This window comes from Mycobacterium sp. NGS17 (assembly GCF_059813205.1).
Genome location: NZ_JCALED010000002.1, coordinates 575,301 through 590,098 on the forward strand (window position 1 = coordinate 575,301; position 14,798 = coordinate 590,098).

General features: G+C 68.8%; 16 protein-coding genes. 7 read left to right on the plus strand and 9 right to left on the minus strand.

The features are described 5' to 3' along the window. Positions 1-22: 22 nt before the first annotated feature. The gene (gene fgd, locus AC5Y7E_RS06915) at positions 23-1,036 is read right to left on the minus strand and encodes a glucose-6-phosphate dehydrogenase (coenzyme-F420) (RefSeq protein ID WP_499917917.1); all 1,014 of its coding nucleotides are present in this window, start codon (positions 1,034-1,036) and stop codon (positions 23-25) included. A gap of 58 nt (positions 1,037-1,094) precedes the next feature. On the opposite strand from fgd, the gene AC5Y7E_RS06920 reads away from it, so the two are divergent. Continuing rightward, positions 1,095-1,841, plus strand: a complete 747-nt coding sequence (locus AC5Y7E_RS06920; protein WP_499948112.1) for an MBL fold metallo-hydrolase — start codon at positions 1,095-1,097, stop codon at positions 1,839-1,841. Between the two features lie 135 nt (positions 1,842-1,976). Here AC5Y7E_RS06920 and AC5Y7E_RS06925 read toward each other — a convergent pair whose 3' ends face one another. From AC5Y7E_RS06925 to AC5Y7E_RS06935, 3 genes are read right to left on the minus strand one after another with little or no spacing between them, the layout of a single operon-like run. Continuing rightward, positions 1,977-2,471 (minus strand): GNAT family N-acetyltransferase, encoded by a 495-nt coding sequence (locus AC5Y7E_RS06925; RefSeq protein ID WP_499917914.1) that lies wholly within the window; start codon positions 2,469-2,471, stop codon positions 1,977-1,979. A 9-nt stretch (positions 2,472-2,480) separates the two neighbouring features. After that, positions 2,481-3,362, minus strand: coding sequence for an SAM-dependent methyltransferase (locus tag AC5Y7E_RS06930; RefSeq protein ID WP_499948114.1), 882 nt, complete (start codon positions 3,360-3,362; stop codon positions 2,481-2,483). A 7-nt stretch (positions 3,363-3,369) separates the two neighbouring features. After that, complete coding sequence (locus AC5Y7E_RS06935; RefSeq protein WP_499948116.1) at positions 3,370-3,741, minus strand: DUF3054 domain-containing protein; 372 nt, start codon at positions 3,739-3,741, stop codon at positions 3,370-3,372. Between the two features lie 69 nt (positions 3,742-3,810). Between AC5Y7E_RS06935 and AC5Y7E_RS06940 the strand changes: the two genes are divergently transcribed. From AC5Y7E_RS06940 to AC5Y7E_RS06965, 6 genes are all read left to right on the plus strand, one after another. After that, the gene (locus tag AC5Y7E_RS06940; RefSeq protein WP_499948118.1) at positions 3,811-4,557 is read left to right on the plus strand and encodes an SDR family NAD(P)-dependent oxidoreductase; all 747 of its coding nucleotides are present in this window, start codon (positions 3,811-3,813) and stop codon (positions 4,555-4,557) included. 4 nt (positions 4,558-4,561) lie between these two features. Next, positions 4,562-5,746 (plus strand): acyl-CoA dehydrogenase family protein, encoded by a 1,185-nt coding sequence (locus AC5Y7E_RS06945; protein WP_499917910.1) that lies wholly within the window; start codon positions 4,562-4,564, stop codon positions 5,744-5,746. 12 nt (positions 5,747-5,758) lie between these two features. Then, positions 5,759-6,907 carry an acyl-CoA dehydrogenase family protein gene (locus tag AC5Y7E_RS06950; protein WP_499948120.1) on the plus strand — a complete coding sequence of 383 codons (1,149 nt, stop codon included), beginning with the start codon at positions 5,759-5,761 and terminating at the stop codon, positions 6,905-6,907. A gap of 7 nt (positions 6,908-6,914) precedes the next feature. After that, positions 6,915-7,577, plus strand: coding sequence for a TetR/AcrR family transcriptional regulator (locus AC5Y7E_RS06955; RefSeq protein WP_499948122.1), 663 nt, complete (start codon positions 6,915-6,917; stop codon positions 7,575-7,577). A 5-nt stretch (positions 7,578-7,582) separates the two neighbouring features. After that, positions 7,583-8,194, plus strand: coding sequence for a hypothetical protein (locus AC5Y7E_RS06960; protein ID WP_499917907.1), 612 nt, complete (start codon positions 7,583-7,585; stop codon positions 8,192-8,194). A 64-nt stretch (positions 8,195-8,258) separates the two neighbouring features. Then, positions 8,259-9,638, plus strand: coding sequence for an NAD(P)/FAD-dependent oxidoreductase (locus tag AC5Y7E_RS06965; RefSeq protein WP_499917906.1), 1,380 nt, complete (start codon positions 8,259-8,261; stop codon positions 9,636-9,638). On the opposite strand, the gene AC5Y7E_RS06970 is transcribed toward AC5Y7E_RS06965, so the two are convergent. The 5 genes from AC5Y7E_RS06970 to AC5Y7E_RS06990 all read right to left on the minus strand — a co-directional run bounded on the left by AC5Y7E_RS06970 (position 9,635) and on the right by AC5Y7E_RS06990 (position 14,721). Further along, positions 9,635-10,861 carry an O-succinylhomoserine sulfhydrylase gene (locus AC5Y7E_RS06970; protein ID WP_499917905.1) on the minus strand — a complete coding sequence of 409 codons (1,227 nt, stop codon included), beginning with the start codon at positions 10,859-10,861 and terminating at the stop codon, positions 9,635-9,637. The two genes, AC5Y7E_RS06965 and AC5Y7E_RS06970, sit on opposite strands and share 4 nt — an antisense overlap. Positions 10,862-10,868: 7 nt before the next feature. Continuing rightward, positions 10,869-11,309, minus strand: coding sequence for a rhodanese-like domain-containing protein (locus AC5Y7E_RS06975; protein WP_499917904.1), 441 nt, complete (start codon positions 11,307-11,309; stop codon positions 10,869-10,871). A gap of 167 nt (positions 11,310-11,476) precedes the next feature. Further along, positions 11,477-12,739 (minus strand): formate-dependent phosphoribosylglycinamide formyltransferase, encoded by a 1,263-nt coding sequence (gene purT / locus AC5Y7E_RS06980; RefSeq protein ID WP_499917903.1) that lies wholly within the window; start codon positions 12,737-12,739, stop codon positions 11,477-11,479. A 39-nt stretch (positions 12,740-12,778) separates the two neighbouring features. Further along, positions 12,779-13,426, minus strand: a complete 648-nt coding sequence (locus AC5Y7E_RS06985) for a PaaI family thioesterase (RefSeq protein WP_499917902.1) — start codon at positions 13,424-13,426, stop codon at positions 12,779-12,781. Beyond that, positions 13,423-14,721 carry an adenylosuccinate synthase gene (locus tag AC5Y7E_RS06990; protein WP_499917901.1) on the minus strand — a complete coding sequence of 433 codons (1,299 nt, stop codon included), beginning with the start codon at positions 14,719-14,721 and terminating at the stop codon, positions 13,423-13,425. The genes AC5Y7E_RS06985 and AC5Y7E_RS06990 overlap by 4 nt, the downstream gene beginning before the upstream one ends. Positions 14,722-14,798: the final 77 nt, after the last annotated feature.

Genomic DNA, 14,798 nt, shown 5'->3' on the forward strand with positions numbered 1-14,798 from the left:
AACCGGTGGCCACCCCGTGCGCCTATCCGGCCAGCCGCCGCAGCCGCGGCGCCAGGTCCTTCTCGAACAGTTCCAAGAAGCGACGCTGGTCATGGCCGGGCGCGTGGAACACCAAGTGGTTGAGGCCCCAGTCGACGTAATCCTTCACCTTCGCGACCGCCTCGTCGGGGTCGGACGCCACGATCCAGCGCTTGGCGACCTGTTCGATCGGCAGCTCGTTGGCGGCCTTCTCCATCTCAAGCGGGTCGTGAATGCTGGTCTTCTGTTCGGCCGTCAGCGACAGCGGCGCCCAGAACCGGGTGTTCTCCAGCGCCTTGTCCGGATCGGTGTCGTAGGAGATCTTGATCTCGATCATCCGGTCGATGTCGTCGGGGTTTTTTCCGGCCGCCTCCGCGCCCTCCTTCATGGCGGGCATCAGCTTGTCCTTGTACAGCTCCTCGCCCTTGCCGGAGGTGCAGATGAAGCCGTCACCGGCGCGACCCGCGTATTTGGCCACCTGCGGGCCGCCCGCGGCGATGTAGATCGGGATGCCGCCCTCCGGCACGTCATAGATGGAGGCGCCCTTGGTGTGGTAGTACTCACCCTCGAAGTCGACGCGGTCGCCCAGCCACAGTTCGCGCATCAGCCGCACCGATTCGCGTAGCCGGGCATAGCGTTCCTTGAACTCCGGCCATTCGCCTTCGTATCCGGTGGCTATCTCGTTGAGCGACTCGCCGGTGCCGACGCCGAGGAAAATGCGGTCCGGGTACAGACAACCCATCGTGGCGAACGCCTGCGCGATGACGGCGGGGTTGTACCGGAAGGTCGGCGTGAGCACCGAGGTGCCCAGCTGGAGGCGCTTGGTGCGCTCGCCGACGGCGGTCATCCAGGCGAGCGAGAACGGTGCGTGCCCGCCCTCGTGTCGCCACGGCTGGAAGTGGTCACTGACGGTTGCGCTGTCCATGCCGTGCCCCTCGGCGGCGACAGCGAGTTCGACGAGCTCGCGCGGTGCAAATTGTTCGGCGGACGCTTTGTATCCGAGTTTCAGTTCAGCCACCCGTTCTTTCTACTCCTGTCTCGATGGTCGCGACTGGCTGGCTTCTACACTCGCGGGCATGGGATCGGCGCCAACTCTCGTTCAAGTGACCGACACGGTGTACCTCGCGCAGGGCGAGGCCGTGAACTGGACGCTGGTCGTCGACGGCACCGGCGTGCTGCTGATCGACGCCGGATATCCCGGCGACCGCGAGGGTGTGCTGTCGTCGCTGCGGGAGCTGAGTTACGGGCCCGGCGACGTGCGCGCCGTCCTGCTCACGCACGCCCACATCGACCATTTGGGCTCGGCGATCTGGCTCGCCAACGAATACGGCACCGACGTGTATTGCCACGCCCAGGAAGTGGGCCACGCCAAGCGCGAGTATCTGGAACAGGCGTCGGTTTTCGATGTGGCCCTGCGCATTTGGCGGCCGCGCTGGGCGACCTGGGGACTGCATGTGCTGCGCAGCGGAGGCCTGATCCGCGACGGCATCGCGTCCACCCGGCCGCTGACCGACGAGGTGGCCGCCGCGCTGCCCGGCCGCCCGACGGCGGTGTTCACCCCCGGGCACACCAGCGGCCACTGCTCGTACGTGGTGGACGGCGTGCTGGTCAGTGGCGACGCGCTGATCACCGGGCACCCGCTACTGCGCCGCGGTGGGCCGCAGCTGCTGCCGGCGGTGTTCAGCCGCAGCCAGCAGGATGCGCTGCATAGCCTGGACACCCTGGCCCTGCTGGACACCGAGATCTTGTTGCCCGGGCACGGCGACGTGTGGCGCGGCCCGATCCGGGAAGCGACCGCGCGGGCCATCTCGTTGGCTCAGTAGAGGAGCAGTGTTGCTCGAACCGATTGTGAACCAACGGCTTTGAGTGGGAAAGTGCGGTGGGGGATTGTCGGCGTGTCGCCGCCCAGGGTTCACACTCAACGCCGACGATTCACCCTCGACGCTTCAGACCTTGCCCTAGGCCAGCCACTTCTCGAACGCGATCGGAATGAACGGTCCCCAGTCGGGCAGCGGGTCCGGCGGTATCCGGGTATACCCCGTCGCGTCATAGAGCGCCTCGGCCTCGGGCTGGCGATTGCCGGTGATCAGGTAGAGCCGCCGATACCCCCGTGCCAGGGCCTCGGCCTCCAGCGCCGCCAGCAGCGCGCGGGCATAACCGCGGCGCCGATGAGCACCGTCTGTCCAGATCCGCTTGAGCTCAGCGGTGTTGGCGTCGTAACGGCGAAACGCCCCGCCGGTCACCGGCACGCCGTCCAGCACACCGATCAGCAGGCCGCCGTCCGGCGGCGCCAGCTCCGCCCGCGGCACCGGCAGCCAGGTCAGGTGGGTGCTCGGCGTGCCGCCGTATCGCTGCGCGTACTCGACGGCCAGTTCGGCCAGCAGCGGTTGTGCCAGCGGGTCGTCGTGGGTTGCCGACACGAACCGCAGTGGTCTAGAGCTTGATTCCGGCATCACGACAGCTCAAACGCGGGTGGCGGTGAGGTATTCCGGGACGAACTCCGCGTCGCCGGGGGCCGTCCGCCGCCGCCTGCCCATCCCCACCGCGCCCAGCAGTTCGGTGCTGCCCAGGCCGGCCGTCTGCCAGCCGTTCGACGCCAAATACTCTGGCACATAATGGTATTCGCCGGGGTGGGTCAGGCTGGCCAGGTCGACGTCCAGGCCGCGCCGGCGCCAGCCGTCGACGAAGGCGCGCTCGGCCCCGAGCCGCAACGGATTCCAGGTGGGCATGTGATCGGCGGTGAACCGGCTGCCCGCGGCGCTCGCGGCGGTGACGGCGTCCAGCAATCGTTTCTGCTCGCCGGGCGAGAGGTAGCCGGCGAGCAATTGCTCGGCGACCCAGACCGTGGGCGCCGCGGCGTCGAACCCGACCCGCCGCAGCGCCGCCGGCCAATCGTGGTTCAGATCAATGCCGATCGCACACCGGTGGGTGGCCAATTCGGCGTCCAGCCCGCGCAGCACCTCGGCTTTGAAATCGAGCACTTGCGGCTGATCGACCTCATACACCGTGGTCCCGCGCGGCCACCACAGCCGGTAGGGCCGGGTGTCCAGGCCCGACGCCAGGATCACCACCTGCCGAATGCCCGCCCGGACCGCATCGGCCAGGAATTCGTCCACGAATCGCGTGTGCGCCGCCAGCGCGTGCAGCAGCGCCGTCAACGCCGGGTCGTCGCCGTCGTCTTCGGCGAACACGCGGTCCTTGATCGCCCGGGTGAGGAAGTCGATCCCGACGGCGCACAGCAGCGGCTCGGCGAACGGGTCGTTCAGCAGCCCCTGGTCGGTGGCCACCGCCCGCGCGGCCGCACCGAAGGTTGCGGTTGCCGCCACGTCGGCCGTCTGCACCATGGTCGCCTCAGACGCCGGAGCGACGCCGCATGGTCAGCCCGGCGGCCACTCGCCAGCCCAACAGCAACAGCGCGGTGACCGTCGCCGCGACCACCACGAAGCTCGCCGCCACACCCGCGGACGTCGCCTTGCGCAGCAGCATGCCGACGACGACGGTGGACAACCACACGACTATCCCGGTCGGCGCCACCGCGGTCGGCCGCCGCCACCCGCGAGAGACCAGCCATCCGACGACCGTGCCGGTGAGAAACGGCCACGCCGTCGCGGCGATTCCGGTGACATCGAGGCCTTCGTCATGGCTGCGGCGCCCCACGGCGCAAAAGACCAGCACACCGACGACATCCACCGCGAGCCAGGCAGGCCGCTGGAGCCTAAGCATTCAGGCAGACTACCGGGGCGCCGCGCGATCCTTGACCGCCCGGCCGCGGTGAATCTAGATTCGTCAGCGATGAATGCGCATTCACACGGCGGCCTGGCGGTGGTGACCGGCGCCGGCTCCGGCATCGGCAAGGCAATAGCGCTGGGCCTCGCCGCGCGCGGCGAGCGCGTGGTCGCCGCCGACCTAGACTCGGCGGCGGCGTCGGCCACCGCCGGCGAACGCCCCGAGAAGATCACCGCGCTACCGGTGGACGTGGCCGACCCGGAACAGGTTGGCGCCCTGCGGGACCGGATCCACGCCGACCTCGGCGTGCCCAACATCGTCGTCAACGCGGCCGGATGGGACCGCACCGACCAATTCCTCAACGCCACACCGGAATTCGCTCAGAAGGTGGTGGCCATCAACTACCTGGGGCCGGTGCACGTCTGCTCGGCGTTCCTGCCGGGGATGATCGAGACGCACGGCGGCGGGCGCGTGGTCAACCTGGCCAGTGACGCCGGCCGGGTGGGCAGCGCGGGCGAGAGCATCTACGCCGGCGCCAAGGGCGGGGTGATCGCCCTGACCAAGTCGCTGGCCCGCGAAATGGCCCGCCACCACATCACGGTCAACTGCGTGTGCCCCGGCCCGACCGACACCCCGCTGTTTCATGCGCAACCCGAGAAACTGCGGGAAGCACTGGTCAAGGCCATCCCGTTTCGCCGGCTGGCCCGACCCGAGGAGGTCGCCGCGCCCGTGCTGTTCTTCGCGTCCGAGGCCGCCTCGTTCATCACCGGACAGGTGATCAGTGTCAGCGGCGGCTTGACGATGGCAGGCTGATGACATGAGCACTCACACGCCACCGGCCTTCGACCGCGACGACCCGCTGGGCCTGGACGCCTCGCTATCCAGCGACGAGCTTGCGGTCCGCGACACCGTGCGGGGGTTCTGCGCCGAGCACGTCCTGCCGCACGTCGCGGAGTGGTTCGAGATCGGGGACCTTCCGGTCCGCGAGCTGGCCAAGGGGTTCGGGCAACTCGGCCTGCTGGGCATGCACCTGGACGGGTACGGCTGCGCGGGGGCGTCGTCGGTGCACTACGGCCTGGCCTGTACCGAGCTCGAGGCCGCCGATTCCGGCATCCGATCGATGGTCTCGGTGCAGGGCTCGCTGGCGATGTTCGCGATCTGGAACTTCGGGTCCGAGGAGCAGAAGCAGGAATGGCTGCCCGGCATGGCCACCGGCGAGCTGCTCGGCTGCTTCGGCCTGACCGAACCCGACGTCGGCTCCGATCCCGCCGCGATGAAAACCCGGGCGCGCCAAGACGGTTCGGATTGGGTGCTGAACGGACGCAAGCTGTGGATCACCAATGGCTCGGTCGCCGACGTCGCCGTCGTCTGGGCCGCCACCGACGACGGGATCCGCGGTTTCGTCGTGCCCACCAAGACGCCCGGATTCAGCGCCAACACGATTCACCACAAGCTGTCGCTGCGGGCCTCGATCACCAGCGAGTTGGTGCTCGACGACGTGCGGGTGCCGGCGGGGGCGATGCTGCCCGAGGCCAAGGGGCTGCGCGGGCCGCTGTCGTGCCTGTCCGAGGCCCGCTACGGGATCATCTGGGGCTCGATGGGTGCGGCGCGCTCGGCGTGGCAGGCCGCGCTCGATTACGCCACGCAACGCACCCAATTCGGCCGGCCCATCGCCGGTTTCCAGCTGACCCAGGCCAAGCTCGTCGACATGGCGGTCGAGCTGCACAAGGGCCAGCTGCTGTCGCTGCACCTCGGGCGGCTCAAGGACAGCGGCGGGCTGCGGCCCGAGCAGGTGAGCTTCGGCAAGCTCAACAACACCCGCGAGGCGATCGAGATCTGCCGCACCGCGCGAACCATATTGGGCGGCAACGGAATATCGCTGGAGTACCCCGTGATCCGGCACATGGTCAACCTGGAATCGGTGCTGACCTACGAGGGCACGCCCGAGATGCATCAGCTGGTCCTCGGCCAGGCGTTCACCGGCAGCGACGCCTTCCGCTGACTCCGAGCACCGATGACCGCCCGCCTGGAGTACACCACCGAGCATCACCAGTTCCGGGAACTGGTCAGCGATTTCGTGCGGCAGACGGTGGTGCCCAACCACGAGAAGTGGGAACGGGACGGCCAGTGGGATCGCTCGCTGTTCATCGAGGCGGGCAGACTCGGGCTGCTGGGCTTCTCGGTGCCCGAGCGTCTCGGCGGCCCGGGCGTGCGCGACTTCCGCTACAACGCGATCGTGATCGACGAATTGCAGCGCGCGGGTGCGGCGGCCGAGGCCATCGCCTTCACTCTGCAAAACGACGTGGTGCTGCCCTATCTCACCGACCTGACCACGCCCGAACAGCAACAGTGCTGGCTGCCCGGGGTGGTCACCGGCGAGACGGTGCTCGCCATCGCGATGACCGAGCCCGGCACCGGTAGCGATCTGGCCGGAATCCGCACGACGGCGGTGCGAGACGGTGACGACTACGTCGTCAACGGCGCCAAGACGTTCATCTCCAACGGGCAGATCGGCGACCTGTTCGTCATCGCGGTGCGCACCTCGCCGGACCGCCACCAGGGGCTCTCGCTCCTGGTCGTCGACCCGGCCACACCCGGCTTCGCCCGCGGCCGCAACCTGGAGAAGATCGGCCTGCACGCCCAGGACACCAGCGAGCTCACCTTCACCGATATGCGGGTGCCGAGGGCCAACCTGCTCGAAGGCGAAGGCAGGGGTTTCTACCAGCTGATGAAGAACCTGCCCCAGGAGCGGCTCGCGCTCGGGGTGGGGGCGGTGGCCGCCGCCGAAGGCATTCTGGCGCAGACCCTGGACTACGTGCGCGCCCGCACGGCGTTCGGCTCACCGATCGCCAGCTTCCAGAACAGCCAATTCGTGCTCGCCGAGCTCGCAACCGAAATCGACATCGCCCGAACCTATCTCGACGACTGCCTGGCCCAGCACCTGGCGGGTGAGCTGACCGCCGCGCGCGCAGCCCGGCTGAAGTGGTGGACCACCGACCTGCAGGTGCGCACCGCCGACCGCTGCCTGCAGTTGCACGGCGGGTACGGCTACATGCGCGAATACGGCGTGGCGCGCGCCTTCGTCGACGCCCGCATTCAAACAATCTACGGCGGCACCAACGAGATCATGAAGACGATCATCGCCAAGGACCTGGGCATCTGAGGTTGTCATGGTCACCGATTACAGCGATCTTCCCGCCGACGAGGCCGTGCGCGCGGCCCGGGCGAGTTCGCGGCGCCGCCAGGTGCTGGACGCCGCCGTAAAGGTCATGGGCCGCAACGGGTTTCACCAGATGTCCATGCAGGATCTGGCCGCCGAGGCCAAGGTCAGCGTCGGCCTGATCTACAAGTACTTCGGCGGCAAGGAGGACCTGCTGCTCGCGACGATCGTGCGGATCCTGGACGTGTTCCGCGATCAGCTGGCACCGGTCATCGCGGCCGCCGGCGACGACGTCGTCGACCAGTTGACCGCGGGCGTGCGCCGCTACGTGCAGATCGTGGACGAGAACCTCGACGGCGTGGTGCTGACCTACCGGGAGAGCCGCACCCTCGGGGCGCCCGGCCGCGCCCAGATCAAGGACCTCGAAATCGCCAGCGCCGCACCCCTGCGCGCGGTGATCGAGGACGGCATCGCCCGGGGGGTCTTTCGTGCCGTCGACGTCGACCTCATCGTGTTCGACATCATGCTGCTCGCCCACGGCTGGGCGCTCAAACACTGGCACTTCGGGACGATTTACGGCATCGATCAATACATCGCGTTGCAGACCCGCCACGTGCTGACCGGATTGATCGCCGACGACCGCCGCGCCGACTACGCGCACGTGCTGAAATAAGGGTCATGAGACGCACCGCCCGCCCGATTCGCGGCGCGATCGCGCTGCTGGCCCTGGGCGCCGCCGCCGGAATGCCCACGGCGGACGCCGATGCGACGCTGCCCGCGATGACGTCCAGCGGCGGTGGACCGATCGTCGGCGGCGGCATCAACGCCGGGATCGCGCAGCAGCTGTTCAGCTTCGGCAAGCCCGACGTGCAGGAGGTCGACGGCTCGGACGCCGCGCAATTCGTCACGACCGCCGCCGCGAGCACGAATTCTCAACTGGCCGCGCCCTTTTCGCTGATGCGCCGGGTGCTGGCGTGCCAGACCAACAACGCCGGATTCGGGGCGCGGGCCTTCCGGCGCAGCGACGGGCAATGGGGAGGCGCGATGGTGGTCGCCGCCAAAAGCGCCACGCCGAATCCCGACGGCCTGGTCGCCTGCGCCAAGACCAATTGGCGCAGAGCCACGGCCGGCACGCCGAGTTCGCTGTGCAACTCCGGGTGGAGCACCCCGAACACCTTCGAGAGCCGCCGCGGCGAGACCTATTACGTCATGCTCGCCGGAACCGCCGACGACTTCTGCAGCGCGGTCAACGCGAAATTCAGGGACAACTCCAACGGCTGGCCTTTCTAGGGCAGCGGAGTCATAGGCTGGGTATGCGCCGCAGGGGGCTTGCGGAAAGACAGAAGGGGTGAGCATGTCGCGTCATCACGTCGTCATCATCGGAAGCGGATTCGGCGGGCTGAACGCCGCCAGGGCGCTCAGGAGGGCCGACGTCGACGTCACCCTCATCTCGAAGACGACGACCCACCTGTTCCAGCCGTTGCTGTACCAGGTGGCCACCGGCATCCTGTCCGAGGGCGATATCGCCCCGACCACCCGGCTGATCCTGCGGCGGCAGAAGAATGTCCGCGTGCTGTGGGGCGAGGTCAACGAGATCGACCTGACGGCGAAGACGGTCACGTCACACCTGATGGGAATGCATACCGTGACGCCCTTCGACAGCCTCATCGTCGCCGCGGGCGCGCAGCAGTCGTACTTCGGGAATGACCAGTACGCGGCCTTCGCCCCCGGCATGAAAAGCGTCGACGACGCCCTCGAACTGCGGGCGCGCATCCTCGGCGCGTTCGAGGCCGCCGAGGTCGCCACCGACCCGGCCGAACGGCAACGGCGCCTGACGTTCGTGGTGGTCGGCGCCGGGCCGACCGGGGTCGAGCTGGCCGGCGAGATCGTCCAGCTCGCCGAGCGCACCCTGGCCGGGGCGTTCCGGACGATCACTCCCAGCGAATGTCGCGTCATCCTGCTCGACGCGGCGCCCGCGGTGCTGCCGCCGATGGGTCCCAAGCTGGGTCTCAAGGCGCAACGCCGGCTGCAGAAGATGGACGTCGAGATCCAGCTCAACGCGATGGTGACCGCGGTGGACTACATGGGCATCACCGTCAAGGAGAAGGACGGCGGCGAGCGGCGCATCGAATGTGCGTGCAAGGTGTGGGCCGCGGGCGTGCAGGCCAGCTCGCTGGGCGCGATGCTCGCCGAGCAGTCCGACGGAACCGAGACCGACCGCGCCGGCCGGGTGATCGTCGAGCCCGACCTGTCCATCAAGGGGCATCCGTACGTGTTCGTCGTCGGCGACCTGATGTCGGTGCCCGACGTGCCCGGCATGGCGCAGGGCGCGATCCAGGGGGCGCACTACGTCACCAAGCTCATCAAGCAGGCGGTGAAGGGCCAGGACGATCCCGCCAACCGCAAGCCGTTCAAGTACCTGAACAAGGGCAGCATGGCGCTGGTTTCCCGGTACAGCGCCGTCGCGCAGGTCGGCAAGCTGGAGTTCGGCGGCTTCATCGCCTGGCTCGCCTGGCTGCTGCTGCACCTGTACTACCTCGTCGGCCACCGCAACCGCATCGCCGCCATGTTCTCCTGGGGAATCTCGTTCCTGGGCCGCACCCGCGGCCAGATGGCGATCACCAGCCAGATGATGTACGCCCGGCCGGTGGTGGACTGGGTGGAGCAGCAGGCGCAAGAGGGAACCCTGGCGGCGGCCGACCGCCTCGACGCGGCCGAGAAACAGGCCGGTTAGCTCAGCGCCCGGTCGATGTCCGCGATCAGGTCGTCGGTGCCCTCCAGGCCGACCGAGATCCGCACCACGCCGTCACCGAGCCCGATCGCCGCGCGACCCTCCGGGCCCATCGCCCGGTGCGTGGTGGTCGCGGGATGCGTGACAAGGGATTTGGCGTCGCCGAGGTTGTTCGAGATGTCGATCAGCGCAAGCTTGTCCAGCACCTCGAAGGCCCGTTGCTTGGCCTTGTCGGCGGGGCAGTCGAGTGCGAACGTGATCACCGTTCCCCCGCCGGACATCTGGCGCTTGGCCAAGTCGTATTGCGGGTGCGAGGACAGATACGGGTAGCGGACCCAGCTCACCGCCGGATGGTCCTCCAGGAATTCCGCGATCCGGAAGGCCGAGTTGTTGCTGTGTTCGACCCGGAGCGCCATGGTCTCGAGCCCTTTCACCAGCACCCAGGCGTTGAAGGCGCTCATCGCGGGGCCGGTGTGCCGCATCAGTTTCTGCACCGGACCGTCGATGTACTCCTTGTCGCCCAGGATGGCCCCGCCGAGCACCCGGCCCTGACCGTCGATGTGCTTGGTGGCGGAGTACACCACCACGTCAACGCCGAGCGGAATGCCCTGCTGCAGAAGCGGTGTCGCAAACACGTTGTCCAACACCACTTTTGCGCCCGCAGCGTGCGCAAGCTCGCTCACCGCTGTGATGTCCACCAGCGACTGCATGGGGTTCGACGGCGTCTCGAAGAACACCGCGGTGGTGGGCACGGACAACGCCTGCTCCCACTGCGCCAGGTCGTCGCCGTCGACGAAGACGGTTTCGACGCCCCACCGCGGCAGGATCTCGTTGCACACCACGAAGCACGAGCCGAACAGGCTGCGCGAGGCGACCAGTCGATCCCCCGCGCCCAGCAGCGCGCCCAACGAGGTGAACACCGCCGCCATGCCGCTCGCGGTGGCGAAGGCCGCCGGGGCCCCTTCGAGCAGGCGCAACCGCTCCTCGAACATCGACACGGTCGGGTTGCCGTAGCGCGAGTAGACGAAGCGGTCCACCTCGCCGGTGAACGACCCCTCGGCGACCGTCGCCGACTCGTAGACGTAGCCCGACGTCAAAAACATCGCCTCGGCGGTCTCGTCGAAATTCGAACGCAACAGCCCGCCGCGCACGCCGATGGTCGCCTGGCTGACGCCGTCGGGCAGCGCCGCGGGCACGCGAACGGAATCGTTGTCGGCCGGGGTCATCGCCGGCTCAGCCCTGTTTCCACGGCAATCCGATGGCCCGCCAACCCGTTTCGCCGCGGTGGCCATTGACGTCGAGTTGACCCTCGAAGCCGTCCAGGATGTTGTACGCCGGCGTGATGCCCAGCTCGGTCGCGACCTCGGCGGCGCCGATGGAGCGGTTTCCGGAGCGACACAAGAACAGCACCGGGCGCTGCGCACCGGTTTCGGCCGGCGCCACCTGCTCGCGCAGTTGGTCGGCGAAATTCGGGTTGCGCTGTCCGTCGGAGGAATTCCACTCCAGGAACAACACCTCGCGGCCGAGGCTGGACAGATCGGGCACACCGACGAAGCGCCATTCGGCGTCGGTGCGCACGTCGACCAGCACGGCGTCGGGGTTGTCGCTGAGCAACTTCCAGGCCTCCAGGGGTGAGATGTCCCCGGCGTAGGAGTGTGCGTGCTCTGTGCTCATGCTCGTTTCCCTCATCGTCCGTCGTCAGCCACCCTATCCGCGCCCGGGCGGTCAAGCCCCGGCCGGAGCGCCCCCCGGCCCGGCAGCGGTATCTGACCTGCGATGGTATCGAGGCCGTCGCCGCGCCCGGCTGGGGGCGGTCGATTCGCCCGAACGGCCGCGCGGGCTCAGCCCTGTGGATCTGGACCGGCGAGTCGAGCAGCGACCTGGCCGGCCCGCTCGCGCGCGGCCGTCACTTCCGGGGCCGTGGCCAGGGCGCGGTAGCCGCGCCCGACCACCCGCAGGTCGCTTTCGGGCACGCTCAGGGCGCCGGTCAGCGCGGCGGCACCGTGGGCGACGGCGTCGATCGCGCGGGCGGCGGCCGGGGAAACCATCATGGTGTCCACCGGCAAGCCCAAGATCGTGCGGGCCTGCAGTTCGAACGCGGAGAGCCGCTGGCTGCGCAGCGTCACCCAGACGGTGTCGGTGGGGCGGGAGGTGACGTCGGCGAAGTACACCTCGTCGCCGTTGATCATCAGTTCGACGGCGAAGACGCCGCGTCCACCCAGCGCCTTCACCATTCGCGCGGCGATCGACTTCGCGGCGTCCGTCGCCGCCGCACTCATTTTCTGGGGTTGCCAGGATTCCAGCACGCGCCCGCCGGAGTCACGATGACCGATGGGCGAACAGAATTCGATCACCGGACCCGCCGGCCCGTCGCTGCGCACGGCCAGCAGCGTCACGTAGAACTCGACCTCGACCACCGTCTCGGCCAGCACCCGCGGCTGTCCGGGGCCCGCGTGACCAGCTACCGCGCGTTGCCACGCCGGTCCGAGGTCTTCGCGGCGCGCGGCGACCGACTGCCCCGGCCCGGTCGGCACAGACACCGGTTTCACCAACAACGGATAGCCGGCGTGCGCACCCACCGCCTCGAGCTCGCCCAGCGACCCGACGAACCAGAACGGCGCGGTGGGCAGCCCCAACTCGTCGGCCGCCAGCCGGCGCAGGCCCTCACGGTCGGCGCTGAGCCGCACGGCGCGGGCGCTGGGGACCAGCTCGGTGTGGTTCCCGCCGGACCCGGAGGCCTCGAGGCTCTCAAGGGCCTCAATGGCTGGGCCGGCGACGGTGTCCGTCGCGGTCACCACGAAGTCGGGTCGCAGCCGCTGCAGCGCAGCGGACAACTCGGCGGCGTCGGTCAGCGGGAGCACCAGGGCCTGGTCGGCCACGCCGTGCGCCGGCGCGTGCGGATCCTGGTCGACGGCGACCACCCGCGCTCCGAGGCGGCCCAGGTCGATCGCCAGCTCCCGGCTGGTCTCGCCGGAACCCAGCAGCACCACCGTCGGCCTGTCATCGGCCGGGGCGGACAAGGCTTCACCGGGCGCGGGAGCCGGCTGAGGTACGGCGAGTACCGTCGTTTCGTCGTCCCGTCCGTCGCTCACGCCGTCAGTCACGGCTCAAGGATAGGTCGATTCCCGCGATGCACCGCCGAGCTAGGGCTGGCCTGGGAGTAGCTGCACCATGAGGCCGTTGGCCTCGGCCAGCAGCGCGCCGGCGTCGTCGAGGAGTTCCGCGGACACGAACGCCTTGCGCCCCTCGGTGCTGGTGACCCGTCCGCGCACCACCAACGGCAGGTCGATCGGGGTGATTTTGCGGTAGTCGACGTGCAGGAATGCCGTCCGGCTGATCGGGCGGTTCGAGGCGTGCGAGACCATCCCGAACATGTGGTCGAACAACAGCGGCAGCACGCCGCCGTGCACCGCGTGGTTGCCTCCGACGTGAAACCGGGTGAAATGGCCGCGCATTTCGCAGCCGTCGGGCTCGTATCGCGTCAACGTCCACGGCGGCAACAGCAGGCTGCCCATGCCGGGCAAGCCCGGCGTCCGTCCGGCCGGGGCCTGACCCTCGACGGCGGCCTGGAACGGGCCGAGCAGCTCGGTCAGGGCCGTGACGCGATCGGCCGCGTCGTCCCACAGGTCGTCGTCGGGATCGGCCGACACGGCGAGGTCCTGCAGCCGCCGCATGGCCGCCACGAACCGCCCGAATCCCGGGCCGGGGCTGGCCACCCCGTATTCCGGGAAGCCGCCGTGATGGGTGTATTCGGGGTCGAGGTCCTTGGGATCGGCAGCGGCATCCGTCACGGACGGGCCGCCAGGACGTCGCGGCGCACGATGGTCTGCTCGCGTCCGGGCCCCACACCGATGCACGAGATGTGCGCTCCGGCAAGCTCTTCCAGCCGCAGCACGTAGTCGCGCGCCTTGGCGGGCAGGTCGTCGAATTCCCGTGCGTGCGAGATGTCCTCCCACCAGCCGGGCAGTTCCTCGTAGACGGGTTCGGCGCGCGACAGGTCGCTCTGCGTCATCGGCATCTCGTGGATGCGCTGACCGTCGATCCGGTAGCCGACGCACACCGGGACCGTTTCCAGACTGGACAGCACGTCGAGCTTGGTCAGGAAGAAGTCGGTGATGCCGTTGACCCGGGTGGCGTAGCGGGCGATGACGGCGTCGAACCAGCCGCAGCGCCGGCGCCGTCCGGTGGTGACGCCGAATTCGCCGCCCGTCTTCGACAGGTATTCGCCGTTCTCGTCGAACAGCTCGGTGGGGAACGGCCCCGAGCCCACGCGGGTGGTGTAGGCCTTGAGGATCCCGAGCACGGCGGTGATCCGGGTGGGACCGATTCCGGAACCCACGGCGGCGCCGCCGGCCGTCGGATTCGACGACGTCACATACGGATACGTGCCGTGGTCGACGTCGAGCAGCGTGCCCTGCGAGCCCTCCAGCAGCACGGTCTCCCCGGCCTCCAGCGCGGTGTTGAGCAGCAGCCGGGTGTCGGCGATGCGGTGTTTGAAGCCCTCGGCCTCCTCGAGCAGGGCCTCGACCACCTGGTGCGGATCCAGCGCCTTGCGGTTGTAGATCTTGACCAGGATCTGGTTCTTCAGTTCCAGCGCGGCCTCGACCTTGTGCGTCAACACTTCCCGATCAAGCACGTCGGCGACCCGGATGCCGATGCGCGCGATCTTGTCCTGGTAGCAGGGACCGATGCCGCGGCCGGTGGTGCCGATCTTCTTGTTTCCCATGTAGCGCTCGGTGACCTTGTCGATGGCCACGTGGTACGGCAACAGCAGGTGCGCGTCGGCGGAGATGAGCAGCTTGGAGGTGTCGACGCCGCGGTCCTCGAGGCCCTTCAGCTCGTCCAGCAGCACGCCGGGGTCGACCACCACGCCGTTGCCGATGACGTTGGTGACACCGGGGGTCAGCACTCCCGACGGGATCAGGTGCAACGCGAAATTCTCGCCGGTGGGCAAGACGACGGTGTGCCCGGCGTTGTTGCCGCCCTGGTAGCGCACCACCCACTGAACGCGCCCACCGAGCAAATCGGTGGCCTTACCTTTGCCCTCGTCGCCCCACTGGGCGCCGATGAGGACGATTGCCGGCATGACACGCTCCCACCTGATCTCGCCTGCGTATTGTGGTCCAGCCGGTGACCCACCCTAGCCTGGTGACCGCACGGGCC

What these genes read in the sequence shown, in the direction of transcription:
- AC5Y7E_RS06920 (WP_499948112.1), top strand. Translation starts at nt 1,095, where the DNA reads ATGGGATCGGCGCCAACTCTCGTTCAAGTGACCGACACGGTGTACCTC.
- AC5Y7E_RS06925 (WP_499917914.1), bottom strand. Translation starts at nt 2,471, where the DNA reads ATGCCGGAATCAAGCTCTAGACCACTGCGGTTCGTGTCGGCAACCCAC.
- AC5Y7E_RS06930 (WP_499948114.1), bottom strand. Translation starts at nt 3,362, where the DNA reads ATGGTGCAGACGGCCGACGTGGCGGCAACCGCAACCTTCGGTGCGGCC.
- AC5Y7E_RS06935 (WP_499948116.1), bottom strand. Translation starts at nt 3,741, where the DNA reads ATGCTTAGGCTCCAGCGGCCTGCCTGGCTCGCGGTGGATGTCGTCGGT.
- AC5Y7E_RS06940 (WP_499948118.1), top strand. Translation starts at nt 3,811, where the DNA reads ATGAATGCGCATTCACACGGCGGCCTGGCGGTGGTGACCGGCGCCGGC.
- AC5Y7E_RS06945 (WP_499917910.1), top strand. Translation starts at nt 4,562, where the DNA reads ATGAGCACTCACACGCCACCGGCCTTCGACCGCGACGACCCGCTGGGC.
- AC5Y7E_RS06950 (WP_499948120.1), top strand. Translation starts at nt 5,759, where the DNA reads ATGACCGCCCGCCTGGAGTACACCACCGAGCATCACCAGTTCCGGGAA.
- AC5Y7E_RS06955 (WP_499948122.1), top strand. Translation starts at nt 6,915, where the DNA reads ATGGTCACCGATTACAGCGATCTTCCCGCCGACGAGGCCGTGCGCGCG.
- AC5Y7E_RS06960 (WP_499917907.1), top strand. Translation starts at nt 7,583, where the DNA reads ATGAGACGCACCGCCCGCCCGATTCGCGGCGCGATCGCGCTGCTGGCC.
- AC5Y7E_RS06965 (WP_499917906.1), top strand. Translation starts at nt 8,259, where the DNA reads ATGTCGCGTCATCACGTCGTCATCATCGGAAGCGGATTCGGCGGGCTG.
- AC5Y7E_RS06970 (WP_499917905.1), bottom strand. Translation starts at nt 10,861, where the DNA reads ATGACCCCGGCCGACAACGATTCCGTTCGCGTGCCCGCGGCGCTGCCC.
- AC5Y7E_RS06975 (WP_499917904.1), bottom strand. Translation starts at nt 11,309, where the DNA reads ATGAGCACAGAGCACGCACACTCCTACGCCGGGGACATCTCACCCCTG.
- AC5Y7E_RS06990 (WP_499917901.1), bottom strand. Translation starts at nt 14,721, where the DNA reads ATGCCGGCAATCGTCCTCATCGGCGCCCAGTGGGGCGACGAGGGCAAA.